General features: G+C 32.4%; 19 protein-coding genes. 7 read left to right on the top strand and 12 right to left on the bottom strand.

Annotated elements, in window-relative coordinates; translation table 11 throughout:
* Positions 1–1,755, bottom strand: a complete 1,755-nt coding sequence (locus tag B2217_RS06740; protein ID WP_244957955.1) for a glycoside hydrolase family 3 protein — start codon at positions 1,753–1,755, stop codon at positions 1–3.
* Positions 1,756–1,866: 111 nt separating this feature from the next.
* Between B2217_RS06740 and B2217_RS06735 the strand changes: the two genes are divergently transcribed.
* Positions 1,867–2,946 (top strand): TerC family protein, encoded by a 1,080-nt coding sequence (locus B2217_RS06735; protein WP_180904861.1) that lies wholly within the window; start codon positions 1,867–1,869, stop codon positions 2,944–2,946.
* A gap of 66 nt (positions 2,947–3,012) precedes the next feature.
* Here the strand turns inward: B2217_RS06735 and B2217_RS06730 are convergent, their stop codons facing one another.
* From B2217_RS06730 to B2217_RS06710, 5 genes are all read right to left on the bottom strand, one after another.
* Positions 3,013–3,345 carry a hypothetical protein gene (locus B2217_RS06730; RefSeq protein WP_180904862.1) on the bottom strand — a complete coding sequence of 111 codons (333 nt, stop codon included), beginning with the start codon at positions 3,343–3,345 and terminating at the stop codon, positions 3,013–3,015.
* A gap of 89 nt (positions 3,346–3,434) precedes the next feature.
* Positions 3,435–3,950: a c-type cytochrome gene (locus B2217_RS06725; protein ID WP_180904863.1), complete on the bottom strand. Its 516-nt coding sequence runs from the start codon at positions 3,948–3,950 to the stop codon at positions 3,435–3,437.
* 111 nt (positions 3,951–4,061) lie between these two features.
* Positions 4,062–4,976: a 23S rRNA (adenine(1618)-N(6))-methyltransferase RlmF gene (gene rlmF / locus B2217_RS06720; protein WP_114999549.1), complete on the bottom strand. Its 915-nt coding sequence runs from the start codon at positions 4,974–4,976 to the stop codon at positions 4,062–4,064.
* Positions 4,977–5,043: 67 nt separating this feature from the next.
* Positions 5,044–5,301: a chaperone modulator CbpM gene (locus B2217_RS06715; protein WP_125349027.1), complete on the bottom strand. Its 258-nt coding sequence runs from the start codon at positions 5,299–5,301 to the stop codon at positions 5,044–5,046.
* 4 nt (positions 5,302–5,305) lie between these two features.
* Positions 5,306–6,202, bottom strand: coding sequence for a DnaJ C-terminal domain-containing protein (locus B2217_RS06710; RefSeq protein WP_180904864.1), 897 nt, complete (start codon positions 6,200–6,202; stop codon positions 5,306–5,308).
* A gap of 208 nt (positions 6,203–6,410) precedes the next feature.
* Between B2217_RS06710 and B2217_RS06705 the strand changes: the two genes are divergently transcribed.
* The 3 genes from B2217_RS06705 to B2217_RS06695 are packed head-to-tail and all read left to right on the top strand — an operon-like array spanning position 6,411 to position 8,014.
* Positions 6,411–7,355 (top strand): ADP-ribosylglycohydrolase family protein, encoded by a 945-nt coding sequence (locus tag B2217_RS06705; RefSeq protein ID WP_180904865.1) that lies wholly within the window; start codon positions 6,411–6,413, stop codon positions 7,353–7,355.
* Positions 7,356–7,406: 51 nt separating this feature from the next.
* Entirely contained in the window at positions 7,407–7,628 is a 222-nt protein-coding gene (locus B2217_RS06700; RefSeq protein WP_038332359.1) for a VF530 family DNA-binding protein, read from the top strand.
* Complete coding sequence (locus B2217_RS06695) at positions 7,628–8,014, top strand: hypothetical protein (RefSeq protein WP_180904866.1); 387 nt, start codon at positions 7,628–7,630, stop codon at positions 8,012–8,014. The genes B2217_RS06700 and B2217_RS06695 overlap by 1 nt, the downstream gene beginning before the upstream one ends.
* Before the next feature lie 58 nt (positions 8,015–8,072).
* Here the strand turns inward: B2217_RS06695 and purD are convergent, their stop codons facing one another.
* The 6 genes from purD to B2217_RS06665 all read right to left on the bottom strand — a co-directional run bounded on the left by purD (position 8,073) and on the right by B2217_RS06665 (position 14,506).
* Complete coding sequence (gene purD / locus B2217_RS06690) at positions 8,073–9,365, bottom strand: phosphoribosylamine--glycine ligase (protein WP_180904867.1); 1,293 nt, start codon at positions 9,363–9,365, stop codon at positions 8,073–8,075.
* Between the two features lie 49 nt (positions 9,366–9,414).
* Positions 9,415–9,774: a four helix bundle protein gene (locus B2217_RS06685; protein WP_180904868.1), complete on the bottom strand. Its 360-nt coding sequence runs from the start codon at positions 9,772–9,774 to the stop codon at positions 9,415–9,417.
* A gap of 102 nt (positions 9,775–9,876) precedes the next feature.
* Complete coding sequence (gene purH, locus B2217_RS06680; RefSeq protein ID WP_180904869.1) at positions 9,877–11,388, bottom strand: bifunctional phosphoribosylaminoimidazolecarboxamide formyltransferase/IMP cyclohydrolase; 1,512 nt, start codon at positions 11,386–11,388, stop codon at positions 9,877–9,879.
* An 89-nt stretch (positions 11,389–11,477) separates the two neighbouring features.
* Positions 11,478–12,038: a phosphoribosylglycinamide formyltransferase gene (gene purN, locus B2217_RS06675; RefSeq protein WP_180904870.1), complete on the bottom strand. Its 561-nt coding sequence runs from the start codon at positions 12,036–12,038 to the stop codon at positions 11,478–11,480.
* A 159-nt stretch (positions 12,039–12,197) separates the two neighbouring features.
* Entirely contained in the window at positions 12,198–12,698 is a 501-nt protein-coding gene (locus B2217_RS06670; protein ID WP_180904871.1) for an FKBP-type peptidyl-prolyl cis-trans isomerase, read from the bottom strand.
* Positions 12,699–12,826: 128 nt separating this feature from the next.
* Positions 12,827–14,506: an AAA family ATPase gene (locus tag B2217_RS06665; RefSeq protein WP_180904872.1), complete on the bottom strand. Its 1,680-nt coding sequence runs from the start codon at positions 14,504–14,506 to the stop codon at positions 12,827–12,829.
* Between the two features lie 165 nt (positions 14,507–14,671).
* On the opposite strand from B2217_RS06665, the gene B2217_RS06660 reads away from it, so the two are divergent.
* The 3 genes from B2217_RS06660 to B2217_RS06650 all read left to right on the top strand — a co-directional run bounded on the left by B2217_RS06660 (position 14,672) and on the right by B2217_RS06650 (position 17,947).
* Positions 14,672–15,778 (top strand): SPFH domain-containing protein, encoded by a 1,107-nt coding sequence (locus B2217_RS06660; RefSeq protein WP_180906851.1) that lies wholly within the window; start codon positions 14,672–14,674, stop codon positions 15,776–15,778.
* Positions 15,779–15,800: 22 nt separating this feature from the next.
* A complete protein-coding gene (locus tag B2217_RS06655) occupies positions 15,801–16,883 on the top strand; it encodes a hypothetical protein (protein ID WP_180904873.1) in 1,083 nt (360 codons plus the stop codon).
* 80 nt (positions 16,884–16,963) lie between these two features.
* Entirely contained in the window at positions 16,964–17,947 is a 984-nt protein-coding gene (locus B2217_RS06650) for an SPFH domain-containing protein (RefSeq protein WP_180904874.1), read from the top strand.
* Positions 17,948–17,957 lie beyond the last annotated feature (10 nt).

The following is a 17,957-nucleotide window of genomic DNA, read 5'->3' as shown; positions in this document are numbered from 1 at the left end:
CTATTTCTGAGAGTTTTTTTTTCCTAAATTCACATTTTCAGGTGCAGTAAATCCCAAACGTTTGATGTGTTTTGTTACAATTCCTTGTCCTTCTTTCAAATTTTGATTGATATCTACTGGAAACGTTCCATCTGCATCAATTGCTCCAAAAATAACTTGTGCAGCAGCTGCTTGCGCATCTTTTGTATTTTGATAATGAACTGTAACCGCGTCTAAATTTGATAAATCTAAATCTTTCAACCCGTAAGGACTTGTGAATAACGAAAAGATTTTCTTTTTGTCTTTTGGTAACGCTTTCAAAATTGCTTTCGAATTATCGGACAATTTATAAGGTTTGTAAACCGTTTCATTCGATAAAAACGCTCCAGAAATAATCACATCATAATCATTCAATAAATTGATTTGATTTGGATTTGAAATCTTCACTAACTCAACATTTGTATATTTTTGTAAATGTGTCAAAAATTGATCATAATCTGTTTGTTCAAGCGGAACAAAAGCAATTTTTTGATTCAATTTTTTAATTGGTAAAAGTTTGTGTTCATTCTTTACAACTGTCGAAGCTTTCTCAAATATCTTTGTTGTTAAAGCTAAATTTGTTGGAGAATTTAAATCTTCTAACACATTTGTAGGATTTAAAGTTCTAACCTCATTTAAACCTGTAATATATTTCGCCATCAAAATTTTCTTCACACTTTCTTCTAAACGCGCTTCAGAAATCTGACCTTTATTAATTGCATCAATAATTTTTTGTTTCCCAACGTGTACATTTTGCGAAAACAACAAAATATCATTTCCAGCCACAAATGCTCTGTAGTCTACATCACCAGCAGGAAACATTTTTGCCACACCATCCATATTCAAGGCATCTGTAATCACAATTCCTTTGAATTGTAACTCGCCTTTCAAATAATCTGTAATGATATTTTTTGACAACGTTGAAGGCATTTTTGGATCTGGTTCTAAAGCTGGAACATTTAGATGTGCCACCATAATTGACTGTACACCTGCATCAATCATTTTTTTGAAAGGTGCAATGTGATATTTCTCTAAATCTGCTTTATTATCTGGAATTAAAGGTAAAACTTTGTGCGAATCTTGGTCTGTATTTCCATGTCCAGGAAAATGTTTTGCAGACGATAACACGTTTTGTGCACGCATTCCATCCATATAAGCAATTCCTTTTTCTGCAACGCGATCAGGATTTGAACCAAAAGAACGATTTCCAATAATTGGGTTATTTGGATTAACATTGACATCAACCGAAGGCGAAAAATTAAACTGAACGCCCATTCTGTTCGCTTGTATACCAATTTGTTTTCCAACTTGATAAACCAATTTATTATCGCGTAAAGCGCCAAGCGTCATATTCCAAGGAAAACGCTCCACTCCTTTCAATCTCATTGCCAATCCCCATTCTGCATCCATACCAATCAATAATGGAATTTTAGAAATCGATTGAAATTTATTTGTCAACTCAATTTGATGAGCCGCTTGATCTTGCATAAAAATTAATCCTCCGATATGTTCTTCTTCAATTAATTTTTGAATATCATTCTCATGCACCGCATCTCTGTTTGTATAGGCAGCAACGATAAATAACTGACCTACTTTCTCTTCCAACGACATAGAATTATACTTTTCATCCACCCATTTCATCTGAATAGAATCTTTGTACAATGGCGAAACGTGTTGCGCTTTCGAAGCTATAGGTAAAATAATTGTTAAGAATACGTATGCGATTACTCTTTTCATTCCGGAATAAATTAATTTTGCTTGTTTTTTCTTTTTTAGAAACATTTTTTAAAGGCCAATCGAGTTAGGATTGGTAAATTTATAGTAAATTGTCAAATTAAATAAATTTATATGAGTATTTTCAGTGTTGTACAGGATAGCATGTTGAATCATCCTGGACTAATAACTGTTTTTGGGGTTGCAGTAATTATTATGTTGTTACTTGATTTAGGTGTTTTTAATAAAAATGCGCACGCGGTTTCGAACAAAGAAGCGCTTACTTGGACTGTCGTTTGGATTTCCTTGGCGATGATTTTTAGTGGTGTAATTTATTTCGTTTTTAAAGAAGCAGATGGACATGCATTTGCCATCAATAAATTTTCGCAATTTCAGGCAGCATATTGGATAGAAAAAGCCTTATCCGTGGATAATTTATTCGTCTTTATCCTTGTTTTTGGGTTCTTCAAAATTCCGAAAGAATATCAACATAAAGTCCTTTTTTGGGGAATTTTAGGTGCTCTTCTTTTTAGAGCAATCTTTATTTTTGCAGGAGTTGAATTAATTAAAATGACTTATTTACCAGCTTTCTCAATTGGAGATTGGCACTTTAATCTTGGTGATGAAGCTACTCATGCAAATTTTGCAGCAAAACAATTCTTCCGTCCAAATGTCGTTTTAACACTGTTCGGATTCTTCTTAATCGTTGCTGGAATCAAATCTTGGAAATCAAGTGATGATGATGAAAACCAAGATTTATCGCAAAATTTTGGTGTTAAACTGGTACACAAATTCTTTAAGGTTACACCAAATTTTGATGGAGATAAATTCTTTTCTGTACAAAATGGAATTAAAATGGCAACACCACTTTTCGTCGCTTTAATGGTAATTGAAGTAACTGATTTAGTTTTCGCTGTAGATAGTATTCCTGCTATATTCGCTGTTGCTCCAGACGATCCATTTATTTTATATTCATCTAATATTTTTGCCATTTTAGGACTACGTTCATTGTATTTCTTGTTGGCAAATTCAATGGATAAATTCAATAAACTACATTATGGTTTAGCAATTATTTTGAGCTTTATCGGAATTAAAATGATTATTATGCCATTCTATCATTTCGAATCGACAGTTTCATTATCAATCATTGGTGGAGTTCTATTAACAACAATTATTTGGTCGCTAATTTCGAATAAATCAGAGGTTAAGGAGTAGATTATTCCTTCGAAATAAATTTAAAAAAGCCATTCTTACGAATGGCTTTTTTAAATTTTATACATCTCACTTTTTATCTTCAATTGGTAAATTAATAACTTTTTCTAAATCTCCATTTTGATTGTAATTATAAATAAATCCAAATTCAAAATTTTGATGAAGATATTTTTCAATTTTGACTAATCTATTATCTCTATAATATCCAATACAATAAGCTTTTTTAACATTAGTTGAATCTTTCATTTTAAACTCATCATATAAATATAATGGATGAGAATACTTTCCAAAACCATGATAATATTTTTTTACTATTAAATCTTTAGAACCATTTTTTGTAACTGGGTCATTTTGAAAATTTTCTTTCTGTTTTATTACAACTAAATATTGATAAAGGAACAAGAATGCATAAAAATTTAATCATATCAACAATGTTAACAAGCTTAAATTTATAAAAAAAGCTCCAAAAATGGAGCTTATATTTCTATTCTTTATTTTTTCTCAACTTTCGCTGATCCAGATGCTGGAGCTAATTTTTCTTTTGCAACATCTTTCACGTTTTTCAACTCAACGTTTACAGGCTCAATCAATGATTTTGTAGGACTTTCGTTTCCCCTGTGGCACATTACACATGTTACAACATTAATCATTTCAGGATTTTTTGCATTTTCCCAATTGAAATTTTTTGCGTTTATATCACGTGTCATCACAATCATATGACGTGCAAATTCTTTTTCTTTTTTTGCATCACTTGCAAAATCCATCTTTTTCGTATCTGGATTTTCGGCGTGGCAAAAATTACATTTCACACCTAAAGCAGCATTATATCCACGCATCAAACCTTTCAAACTATCTTCCGAAATGTTTTGTGGTAAAACTTTTAGGTTTTTCCATTCTGAACTTGAAATTGCTTTTCCTGTGTCAATTTGGCGAGAAGTTGTAAACGAAAAGATACTAAACATCAACGCTAAAACTCCCAAAGAAGCCATTATTCTATTTGTTTTCATTTGTAATAATTTTGTTTATACAAGGTAAAACAAATCTTAAACCGAATAAACCCTTCAGAAAAATTTGGAATAATTTTAAATAAAACCTTTAATGAATTAAAAATAAATCAATTAAAATCTCCAAACTAATAAACGCGAAATTTTATTCCCTTGTTGCATATTTACAATTCGGTAATCTCTTACTTTTTCACGTTTTAAAATTCCTTCTAAAATTCGAACATTTTCTTTCTTAGAAACCAATGTTGTAAACCATTTTACTTGATGTTTATAGTCTGCACTTTCTTTTATCATTTTCGTGATAAACAGACGCTCTCCTCCTCTACACCATAGCTCAGAATTATTTCCACCAAAGTTTTGAATTGGTTTTTGATCAGATTTTTGACCCAAGTTTTTCAGTTTACGCATTGTTTGCTCCATCACTTCTTGATTCGATCTAAAAAATGGAGGATTACAAATTGTAATATCAAATTTCTCGCCTTGTTTGATGATATTCTTGAAAATATTGTTCGGATTAAATTGCATTCTAATCTCAACTTTATTACGTAATCGAGCATTTTTCTTCACAATTTCTTCCGCATTTTTGAAAGAAGCATAATCCAACTCTGCACCAACAAAGTTCCAATCGTATTCGTAATTTCCAATAATCGGATAAATACAATTCGCACCAACACCAACGTCCAAGACTTTTACATCTTTTCCACGCGGAATTACTCCATCAAAACTTTCGCCCAAAATATCGGCAACGTAATGAATATAATCGGCGCGACCAGGAATTGGCGGACACAAATTATCTTTTGGCAATTCCCAATAATCAATGTCATAATATGTTTTCAACAACGCTTTGTTCAACGCTTTTACAGCTTCTCTATCCGAGAAATTAATCGTTGGTTCGTTCTCTTTATTGGGTTTGATATATTTGGAAAGTGGCGAATAAATCGCACACAATTTTTCGAAATTATAAGGCGCTAAATGACGATTGCGCGAATGTAATTTTTTTAATTTACTCTTCTTTTCGGGAGTATCCATACAAAAATATTTATGCAAAAATAAGACAACCTTTGCAGTTTTCTGCAAAGGTTGTTTTTGAATTAGTTTATTTTAATTGTTTTTGTAGCGTTTCGATTTGTTTCAAAAGATGATGAATCACTTCTAAACCTTCTAAATTAACGCCCAAATTATAATGAAATTCAATAAATCGTTCGATTAATTTTAAATCATTTTCTTCGATAAAATATTCTTGGTTACGTTCGTGCAAAACAACCAAATCATTTTTGTACAAATCAATCACAAATTGAGGTTCAATCTGATGATATTTACTAAACTGAATAACAGATATCGTTACATTTTTCATGGTTTTAAGCTTTTTTAAGTGAACGTAATTTCTCGAATAATTCTTTCTCTTCTGCTGATAAATTAGTTGGAGTTTTTACAGAAAATGTCACATACAAATCTCCAAATTGATCATCTTTCTTATAAATTGGTAAACCTTTTCCTTTTAATTTCACCTTTTTATTATTCTCTGTTCCTTCTTTTATCGGGACTTTTACTTTTCCAGAAAGAGTATCAATCATCGCTTCTCCACCCAAAATCGCATCATATAAGTCAATCTCAACTATTGTAGATAAATCTGCTCCATTGACCTCAAAGGATGTATTATTTTCGATATGAAACGTGATATACAAATCTCCATTTGGTCCATTGTTATAACCTTTTCCTCCGTGACCTTTTACCTTAATCGTTTGTCCATCTTCTACTCCAGCAGGAATTGTAATTCGAATATTTTTACCATTCACCGCAAAAGTTTGTTTGTGCGAAGTCAATGTATCTGTCAAATTTAGTGTCAAACTGGCATTTACATCTTGCCCTTTATAACCTGTTGATCTACTTCTACCTTCGCGTCCAAACATCGAACTGAAAAAATCTGAATAGCCATCGAAATCACCAAAACCTTCAGTCCCATCAAAATCGCTATTACTATATTGATATTGTTGCTGTTGTTGTTGACGAGCTTTCTCATGTTCTTCACCATGTTGCCAATTTTCTCCGTATTTATCGTATTTTTTACGTTTTTCTGGATCGCTCAACACTTCGTTTGCTTCGTTTAATTCTTTAAATTTCTGTGCAGCTTCATCGTTATTTGGATTAAGATCGGGATGATACTTACGTGCCAATTTCCGATAAGCTTTTTTTATCTCATCTTGTGATGCGGTCTTTTGCAGACCTAATGTTGTATAATAATCTATAAAAGCCATAGTAATTAATAAGTTTGTGTCATAATTTAATCAAAATCAGTTCCAATTTTTTCAAAACTGACAATACGACTTATTCTTTTTATTCATTATAAAATTTTTAATATTTTATCTAAAATGAATAAATTTATTATGATTAATTTATTCATTTTCAAAAATAATTTGGATATATTCAAAAAAAACAATTATTTTTCATTTATAAAAGAAGGTTATGAATAGAAGAAATTTTTCGAAAAATATATTAATTGGATCGGCGGTTGGTGACGCATTAGGAGTTCCTGTTGAATTTAAAAGCAGGCAATATTTACAACAAAATCCCGTGACAGATATGATGGGTTATGGAACATACAATATGCCTCCAGGCACTTTTTCTGACGATAGTTCGATGATGTTTTGTCTAGCAGAATCGTTGTGTAATGGTTATAATGTAAATGATATTGCAGAAAAATTTCAGATGTGGATGCATGAAGGTTATTGGACGGCTGACGGAGAAGTCTTTGATGTGGGAATTTCTACACGAAAAGCAATAAATCGTTTACGAGTTGTAAAAAATCCAACCGAAGCTGGTTCTACAGACGAATCTGATAATGGAAATGGGTCGTTAATGCGTATTCTTCCTTTAGCAATTTTCACAAAAGATTTATCGATTGATGAACGTTGTGAAATTGTCAAAGAAGTTTCTTCTATCACGCATGCGCACAATCGTTCTGTTTTGGCGTGTATTTATTATATTGAATTTGCGTTGAATGTCTTGGATTCCGAAAATCTAGAAGAAGCTTATCTGAATACGAATTTTTGGTTAAAATTATTCTTAGAAGAAAATGAAATTTATAAAAACGAATTTCAATATTTCGAACGAATTTTAAGTGGAAAACTAATTGATTTAAAAGAAGATGAAATTAAATCAACTGGTTATGTTATGGATAGTTTAGAAGCTTCTATTTGGTGTTTATTGCATACAGATTCGTATAAAGATTGTGTTTTGAAAGCTGTGAATTTAGGGCATGACACCGATACAATTGCTTGTATTGCTGGTGGAATTGCAGGAATTTATTATGATGCAGAAACAATTCCGACCAATTGGATTGAACAATTGGCGCGAGTGGATGATATTTTGCATTTAGCAGAACAATTGGAAGAAAAATATGAATTTTAGAAAGGTTGAACTATTCTAAATTCACCAAAAACATTTTCGTAAATTTGCAAAATGGAAAGTCAAAAAAATAATCCATTACACGGAAAACGTTTAGACGATATTATCGAAGAATTAGTGATTTATTATGGCGGTTGGGAAGGTTTGGGAAATCAAATTAACATCAGATGTTTTAATGATAATCCAAGTTTGAAATCATCGTTGAAATTTCTTCGAAAAACAGATTGGGCACGTGCAAAAGTAGAAGAATTGTACATCAAAAAAATTGCAAAATAATGAGTGCAACTATTCTTGAAGAAAAGATTTTTATTGATTCAGAACTCTTAACTAATATCGAAGAGGAAAGTCAGGTTATTATACATTGTTGTATGACTGCAGACGAATATGCAAATGCTGCACGTATTTGGCCTTCTACTTTTATTATTGATAATCAATCAGGAAAACGTTGTCAATTGGTTTTTGCAGACGGAATTACGATGTATCCAAATTGGACGTATATCGAAGAAGGTTCATCTCTTCATTTCACATTAATTTTCAATGGTTTGCCAAAAAGTTGTCAATCATTTGATTTGGTCGAAATTATTCCGCAAGCTGGAGGCTTTGAATACCGAAAAATAAATCGAAATAAAAGCGATGTTTATCACGTCGAATTTTCAGAATAAATTAAAAAAAATGCGTTTCAAATGAAACGCATTTTTTAATAATATAAACTGTATTTTTTTATTGAATTACTCCAATATCATTTCGATAATATTCGTAATCAAAATGTACTTTTTTGATGTTTTCATAAGCAGTTTCACGTGCTTCTTCTAATGTATTTCCTAATCCAACTATGTTGATTACACGTCCACCAGAAGTCAAAATTTGTTCTCCTGATAATTTTGCACCAGCAATAAAATTAGGACAAGTTACATTTTCTAAACCACGAATCTCAAAACCTTTGTCGTAATTTCCTGGATATCCTCCCGAAACCATAACCACACAACACGCATGTTGATTTTTGAAAGTCAAGTCAAAATCTTCTCCTTTGATTGCTTTATTTACAACCTCAGCCAAATCATTTTCTAACAAAGGTAAAGTTGTTTGCGTTTCTGGATCGCCCATTCTTAGGTTATATTCCAACAAATAAACTCCTTTTGTCGTAATCATCAATCCAAAGAAAATAACGCCAGCAAACTCCAATCCTTCCTTGATTAAACCACATTTTGTTGGCTCCATAATTTCTTCTTCGAACATTTTGAAATGCTCGTCTGTAAACAATGGATTTGGAGCGATAACGCCCATTCCACCAGTATTCAAACCAGTTTCACCTTCACCAATCTTCTTGTGATCTTTTGCCGAAACAAATGGAACGATTTTTTTCCCGTTAAAGAAAGACAAAATAGAAGCTTCAAAACCTTCTAAATATTCTTCGATAACCACTTCGTTTCCTGCATCACCAAAGGTTTTATCTTCCATAATTTCTAAAACAGCTTGTTTAGCTTCTTCAAAATCTTGGCAGATAATCACTCCTTTTCCAGCCGCTAAACCAGAGGCTTTCACTACAATTGGATACTCTTGTGTTTTCAAATAATCAATCGCCAACATTGGACCTTGAAAATTCTTATATTTTGCTGTTTTCACACCATATTTATCCATAAAATCCTTCGCAAAAGCTTTAGAAGCTTCCAATTGCGCAGCAGCTTTATGAGGTCCGAAAACATTTAAATTCTCTTTCTGAAAAATATCAACGATACCTTCTGCTAATTCAGCTTCTGGACCAACAAAAGTTAAATCGATTTGATTTTCTTTCGCGTAATTTTTCATTTCTTCAATCGAAGAAACCGAAACATTAGTTCCAATTTGTGCTGTTCCTGCATTTCCTGGAATAAAGAATAATTCTGCTTCTTGACCTTTTTGTTTGAAGTCCTCAGCAAATTTCCATCCAATTGCGTGTTCACGACCACCTGAACCGATTACTAAGATGCGAGTTGCAGTTTGCGATTCGCGGTTTGCGTTATTATTTTGTTCCATTGTTTTAATTTTTAAATGAAAAATGAATAGTGAAAATTGAAAAATAAATTTAATCTAAATTCGCTTTAGCCGTTTTAATAGAGCTGACTAATATTGCGATTAATTCTAAATTAAGTTTTTTCAGATTTGTATATATATTATTTTCAATCAAATTTGAATCATTTAATAAATCTAACCAATATAACGATTCGTTTGCCTCTTTTAGCGAAATACTCATTTTATTGATAAAATCTTTCTTTGATTGAGCAAATTCAGCTTCTCGAATAAGAGCACCAATTGCTGTTCCGGATCTCATTAATTGTCTTCCTAAAATATATTCACTTTTATTTTGAATAATATTTCTTGAAAGTTTAATAATTTCTAAAGCAAAATTATAACTCTTATCTTTCAAAACATTTTCATTATTCACTTTTAGTTTTTAATTATAATTGAAAATTCTATTCTCGATACATTTTCTACAAAAACACTCGAATTGACGAATTTTCAAATTAGCAGATTAACTAATTATCAATTAGTGCATAAAATGTCTCATTCCTGTGAAAACCATCGGAATTTCACGTTCGTTACAAGCATCAATAGATTCTTGATCTTTAATTGATCCTCCTGGTTGAATAATTGCTTTAATTCCATTTTCTGCTGCAAAATCTGCTACATCACGGAAAGGGAAAAATGCATCTGAAGCTAATACTAAATCTTCTTCCACTTTTTCTTTTGCACGTGCAATCGCTTGTTGAGCCGCCCAAATACGGTTCGTTTGGCCACCTCCGATTCCGTAAGCTTGACCATTCGTCGCTACAACAATCGCGTTAGATTTTACCCATTTTACAATTTTTTGAGCAAAAACTAAATCTGTCATTTGACGATCTGTCGGTTGAGCTTCTGTTACAACTTTAAGATCTGTTGAAAACTGATTATCTGTAGACTGAACAATTAATCCTCCATCAACTTTTACGTAAGTTACTTTATCCGAAACAGGATTTTTGACTTTGATGATTCGTAAATTCTTCTTTTGTTTGAAAATCTCTAATGCTTCTTCTGTAAATGAAGGCGCAATCACAATTTCTAAGAAAATTTTATTTAATTCAACCGCAGTTTTTCCATCAACCTCTCTATTGAAAGCTATAATTCCACCAAAAATTGACATTGGATCACATTCATAAGCTTTTTCATAAGCTTCTAAAACATTATCTCCAATCGCCACTCCACAAGGTGTTGAATGTTTCACTGCACAACAAGTTATTTCTTCAAATTCTGAAACCACTTTATAAGCCAAATCCATATCACGAATATTATTGAAAGAAAGTTCTTTTCCTTGTAAATATTCGAAATCTTTCATTGCACCATTTTTTGTTTTATCAACATAATAAGCCGCTTTTTGATGTGGATTTTCTCCGTAACGTAAATCCATCACTTTTTCGTAAGAAGACTCTAAAAATTGAGGGAAATCTTCTCCTAAAATGTAAGTAGAAATCGCCGCATCGTAAGCAGAAGTTAAGTTGAATACTTTACCAGCACATAATTTACGCGTTTCGATAGAAGTTGAACCATTCTCGCGAATTTCATTCATCACAACTTCATAATCATTCACATCCGTTACAACCGTTACATCATAAAAATTCTTTGCAGAAGAACGTAACATTGATGGTCCACCAATATCAATAAATTCAATCATCTCTGCTTCAGAAAGACCTGTATTCATCTTTTCGAAGAATGGATAAAGATTTACAATAACGATATCGATTGGGTTAATTCCATGTTCTGCAATTGTTGCCATATGGTTTTCGTCCGAACGACGCGCCATAATACCACCATGAATTGCAGGATGTAAAGATTTTACGCGACCATCTAAAATCTCAGGAAAACCAGTTACATCTTTTACTTCTGTAACTTCAATTCCATTGTCTTGTAAATGTTTGTAAGTTCCTCCAGTTGATAAGATTTTGTAGTCTTGCTCAACCAAGAATTTTGCAAATTCTAACAAGTTTGACTTGTCCGAAACACTGATTAGCGCTTGTTTTTGCATTGTGTTTAGTTTTTAAAGTTTATTGTTTGTTTACTATTTTATTGGAAATGAAAAACCTCAATGTACACGACATTGAGGCATTCTATATTTTATGCTTCGCTGATTTGCTTGATTGCCTTGATGTAGATTTCACTTTCTACCTCAGCAACTTTACGCTGTAAATCTGCTACTTCGTCACCTTCTTCGATCTCAAAAGTTCCTTGACAAATGATTTGTCCTTCGTCTACACCAGCAGTCACAAAATGTACAGTTGCTCCTGATGTTTTTTCGCCAGCTTCTAAAACCGCTTTGTGAACCTTTGCTCCATACATTCCTTTTCCACCAAATTTTGGTAATAATGCAGGATGAATATTAATCATTTTCGCGCCCCATTTCGTGGTAAATTCTGGAGATAATATGGTTAAAAAACCTGCCAAAACAATTAAGTCGATTTCTTCTCCTTCTAAATTATGTTCGGCATCTTCCGAAAAAGTTTTTCGATCTAAGACATACGTTCGGATATCTTTATCCAACGATCGTTCTATTGCATAACAGTCGCGGTCTGCCATTACCATCGAAATTTCGACATTTGGTAACGTTCCGTCTTCAACTGCATCAATAATATTTTGAAGATTTGTTCCGCCACCGGAAACAAATACAGCTATTTTCATGTTTGTTTGTAAGTAATCTTGTTTGTTTTACAAAGATAAGATTTTAGTTGAAGCAAGCCGAAAAATATAACTTGGATTTAATCTATTTATTAATGATTTATTCACAATTAAAAATAAAAAAGGCTATCTCTTATCGAAATAGCCTTTTGAAAATATTTTTTAGTGACCTTGAGTTCCATCAATTCCATGTGCGTGTCCGTGAGATAATTCTTCCTCAGTTGCTGGACGAACATTTAAAACTTCAACTTCAAATTCTAATGTTTTTCCTGCCATTGGAGGATTCAAATCTGCAATTACAGCATCTTCTGTTACCTCTACAACTGAAGCACGGAATTGATTTCCTGCATCATCAGTTAAAGGTAAAATTGCTCCAACTGGTGGTAATCCAGATTCTTTGAACATATCTAAAGGTAATTGAGCAACAGCTTCTTCTACTCTTTCACCGTATCCTTCTGCTGGAGTAATTACGAATGATTTTTTATCACCAACTGCTAATTCTTTTAATTCTTCTTCAAATTTTGGAATCATCATTCCAGCTCCGAATAAAAAAGTTAATGGTTCTTCTGCATTTGATTGTTCTACAAATACTTTTTCACCATTCGCTTCGATGGTATGTAATGAGTAGTTTACTGAAACTACATTGTTGTTTTCTATTGACATAAATTGTAAGTTATGGATGCTTAAAAAAGCGTTCATTTTTAATACTTATCTTTTAACAACAATTATTCCTTTCGAATAATTTGACCAATTTTGTCAGTTATTTAGATTTTTGAACTGACAATTTTTATTTAATCAATAAAAAGTAATGCTTTTTTGATGTCTTCATAACCAATTTCACCATTAAAATAATCGTAAATTGGTTTTAAAACTTTATTCTCTTCAAATTCGATTTCACTATAAGCCAATCGAACTTTATCAATAATTTTATCAGAAGGTTTAAATTTTGAGTAATCCAAATCAGGTTCACTTTCTTTGATTTTACCAATATGATCGACAATTGCTGAAGTAGTTAACCCTCTTTTCTCTGAAATTTGTTCCAACGTCAACCCTTCTTTCACATATTCTAGTGTGATTTCGTAAGTAGATTTCTTTTGTCCTTTTTCTTTGGTTTTATTCTTTTCGATGTTCTTCGCGATTTGCTTTTTATCCAACGTTCCTCCAGAATATCGAATAAAAGCAGCCCAAGAATTTTGCAATTCTTTTTCGTCTAAAAACTCATCCATTTCATTCGATAAAACCTGAAAACGTCTATCAGCCTTCATCGCAAGCGAATCAATTTCTAAAGCCGTTTGATTAAGACCATGTAACATCAACGAATTGAGATCTCGTAAACGTGAAAGTGCAACATACCCTTGACCTTTTTCAAACGCTTTCGACAAATCTATAAACGCAGAATCTAACGTCATTCCTTGTGATTTATGAATCGTAATCGCCCAAGCTAAACGCAACGGAACTTGTGTGAATGAAGCCAACGCTTTTCCGCTTTCGTCCTCTATCGCCCAAGTTTCTGGTTTTACAACATAAAATTCTCCATCTAACGTTTTGATAATTGGCTCATCTTTTTCGGTATAACCTGATACATTTCCAAGCGTTCCGTTTACAAAACCAACTTCGAAATTGTTACGAACAAACATCACTTTTGCTCCAATCTTCAATTCTAAAATTTCTTCTGCTAAAACAGATTTTTTAAGAACCTCAACCAAAGCTGGATTTCCCGCAACTTTTGCTTCAAATATTTTGGAAGAAGAATCAATATTAATCAATTGACCTTTGTTGATTCGATCTACATCCATATTATGTGTATACAAACGCGTTTGTGAATCTATTTCATCTGGAAAATATTCGATTCGAGATTCTAATAAATCAACCGTTTTTTGCGAAATATTTCCAGAGCGAATTTCATTTAAGATATCATTTAACGCATTATTTGTCTGACGATATTGTTCTGTCAAATAGCAAATATGTACTTTCGATTGCACCCAAGCATCTGACATAAAACAGAATTTATCTTTCGATTCTTCCCACTCTTCACCAATCGGTGGCAACTGGAAAAAATCTCCCGAAAAAATAACTTGGACACCTCCAAAAGGTTCATCATTTTGTTTGAAAAATTTCAATACATAATCAACCGCATCCAACTGATTTCGGTGCAACATCGAGATTTCATCAATAATCAAGACTTTTACTTTGTCCATTTTATCACGAAAATATTTCTTGTCGCGAAGCGAAGCTAAATATCGATCCGAAACATAATCTTTTATTCCAATTCCAGCCCATGAATGTATCGTTTGACCATTCATGTGCGTTGCTGCAATTCCCGTAGAAGCTGTTATAGCAACAGGAACGCCATGTTGTTTAAGATACTGAATGTATTGATTTAACACATAAGTTTTTCCGGCACCCGCAGAACCTGTTAAAAATACATTTCGACCAGATTTTAGAATTGCCAAAGCCTTAGATTGTTGCATAACTTATGAGTGAATTTGGAGTTTTTTGAATGAACTGCAAAGATACAAAGATTGAATGAAGTAAGGAAATGATAAATATTTAAGTCTTAAAAAAAATGATGTAAATATTAATTAAATTTTTATACTTTAGATTTATAACTAAGTCAAACTAAATCAATTCAAATGATGGATTTCTTCAAAAAAATAAAAGGTGAATTTATCGATATTATCGAATTTTTAGATAATAATCAAAATACGATTGTTCATCGATTTGAACGTTATCAAAACGAAATAAAAAATAATGCAAAATTGGTTGTTCGTGAAGGGCAATTGGCTATTTTTATTAATGAAGGACAATTGGCAGATATTTTTTCGCCAGGAACTTATACGCTAAACACTCAAAATCTTCCTATTTTATCGACTTTACAAGGTTGGAAATATGGTTTTGATAGTCCATTTAAAGCAGAAGTTTATTTTGTTAGTACAAAAACTTTTCTGGATCAACGTTGGGGAACTAAAAATCCTATTATTCTAAACGACGAACGTTTCGGTATGATAGAAGTTCGAGCTTTTGGAACATATACATTTAAAGTTTCGGATGCAGGAAAATTTATCAAAGAAATTGTTGGAACAATTGGTTCTTTTACAACAGAGCAAATCAATGAACAATTGCGAAGCGTGATTGTTACTCGATTTACAGATTCAATCGGCGAAGCAAATTTACCAATTGAAAATTATGCTGCAAATTTGAATGAATTATCCGAAGCAATTTTCAATTATATGAAGGATGATTTTGGAGCTTATGGAATTGATGTGACTAAATTTTTGATCGAAAATATTTCGATGCCAGAAGAAATCAAGAAAGAAATCTTCGAATTGAGTCGTTTGGATAAAATAGATTTGAACAAATTTGCTCAACTAAAAGCTGCAAAAGCAATGGAAGCAGCAGCAAATAATCCATCTGGATTAGCTGGTGCTGGCGTTGGAATGGGTGCTGGTTTTGCGATGGCAAATCAATTTACGCAAGGTTTCGCTCAAAATAATAATCAATCAAATCAAAATCAAACGCCTCCTCCTATTTCGTCAACTTCAGTTTCGTTTTTTGTTGCAAATAATGGTCAACAAACTGGTCCATTCGATTTGACAACTTTGAAACAAATGATTGCAAATGGACAACTTACAAAAGACACATTGGTTTGGAAAACTGGTATGGCAAATTGGGAAAGTGCCGCAAATCAGAGCGAATTAACTTCATTATTTGGTCAAACTCCTCCTCCATTACCTCAAGCATAATTCTCAACTAAAAAAAGAAAACTTGGCTACCGAAGAAATTTATAAAGCAAATAATACAGCTTCCACTTCTTGCAAATCCTGCGGCGCACCAATGGTTTACAAGGCTGGAACAAATTTGCTGGTTTGTACCTATTGCAATAGCACGCAAGAGATTAAACAAGAGAATTTTATATTAAATGAAATTGATTTTGAAAGTTTTATCAAAACCTACGAAAAAGAAGAATTTAATAAAACAAAAGTTATAACCTGCAACAATTGTAAAGCGACACCAACCGTAGACGAAAATCTGCGTTCGATGATGTGTCCGTATTGTGGTTCGCCTTTAGTTGAAGAAAATATACACGAAGAACGATATATAAAACCAAGTTATGTTTTGCCTTTTCAGGTTGATAAAATCAAAATAAATGATATTCTGAAAAATTGGGTAAATGGTTTTTGGTTTGCTCCAGACAATCTAAAAAAAGCAATTTTATCAGCAGATAATATCAATGGAATTTATGTTCCGTTTTGGACATTTGACACAGAAACTTTTACAGATTACAAAGGCGAACGCGGTGATGCATATTACGAAACAGTTGGTCCTGGAAAAAATAGAAGGCAAATAAGACGTGTCGATTGGTCTTATAAAGCGGGCAGTGTAAACAATTTTTATGATGACGTTTTGGTTTGCGGAACCAAAAGTCTTAATCCTACCATTTTAAGCAATGTACAAAGAGGTTGGAATCCGAAAGCTGTTGTAAAAATTGACCAGAATTATCTCGAAGGTTATATTACCGAAAAATATCAAGTTGATTTGAAAGATAGTTACGCGAGGGCAAAAAATATCTTTATTCAATACGAACGAGAAAGTGTGAAACGTGATATCGGCGGAGATGAACAACGCATAAATGACATGTTCACAAAATTTGATAAAATAAAATTCAAACACATATTATTGCCAATTTATGTTAGTTCTTTTTTGTACAATAACAAAAACTACATCTTCTATATCAACGGAATGACGGGTCAAATAGCTGGAGACAGACCTTACAGCACCATTAAAATTGTATTTACGGTAATTGCCGTAATCATTGTATTACTAATTTTAATAATGATGTTTAGATAACAATTTAGCTAAAATTAGTGAGTTTTTTTGAGTGACGATTTTACAACTTTGTAATACAACAACTCAAAAAAACTACTACCATGAATTTATCATCAAGCGGACCTTTTATCGAAATTATCGAGTGGATAGAACAAGATCCAAATCTGTTGATGCTAAAATTTCCTGATCAAGACAAGGAGATAAAAAATGGCGCGAAATTAATCGTAAGAGAAAGCCAAGCCACATTATTTCTTAATCAAGGGGTTTTTGCAGATGATTTTTCAGCGGGAACATTTTCTTTAGCAACCGAAAATATTCCTATTTTATCAAAATTAAAAGGTTGGAAATATGGTTTTCAATCACCTTTTAAAGCAGACGTCTATTATTTTTCGACGAAAGATTTTGTCAATTTAAAATGGGGAACTCCTGCTCCTGTTTTACTTCGTGATCCACAATTTGGTCCAATTCGTATCAAAGCTTTTGGAAGTTATAATATTAAAATTTCTGATGTCAGAAAATTCTTTTCAAAATATGCAGGAACTTTTCCTATCCTGACTGTTTTCGAATTAGAGCATCAATTACGTGATTTTATCGCACCTATTTTTGCCGAAGTTTTGGCTCAAGCAAATATTTCTGCGCTTGATATTGCGGGAAATTTGACTGCGCTTAATCAAAAAATACAACCGTTAATCGCTCCACATTTCGAGCAATTCGGAATCGATGTTACTCAATTTACCATTAGTTCGGCGACTTTACCAAAAGAAGTAAACGACAATATTGATAAAATAAGTAGTATGAATATGATTGATGATATGAACAAGTTTCAACAATTCAATACTTCTTTAGCGATTGGAAAAGATGGAAATCCGATGCAACAAAGTGTGCAAGATACAGCTGCGCTTGGATTGATGATGCAAGGAATTACGCAACAAAACATTCAACAGAACACACCTCAACAACCTACTCAAAATCAAGAAGAATCTGTTATAGATAAACTAAAAAAATTAAAAGAAATCTATGATTTAGGCTTGATTGAAGATACTGAATATCAGTCAAAAAAAGCTGAATTATTAGATAAATTATAACCACTAAAAA

Origin of the sequence: Empedobacter sp. UBA7620 (assembly GCF_002484185.1) — a bacterium.
Lineage (GTDB): Bacteria > Bacteroidota > Bacteroidia > Flavobacteriales > Weeksellaceae > Empedobacter > Empedobacter falsenii_C.
The sequence above is the reverse complement of the archived record's forward strand: the minus strand, read 5'-3'. Positions and strand labels throughout refer to the sequence as shown.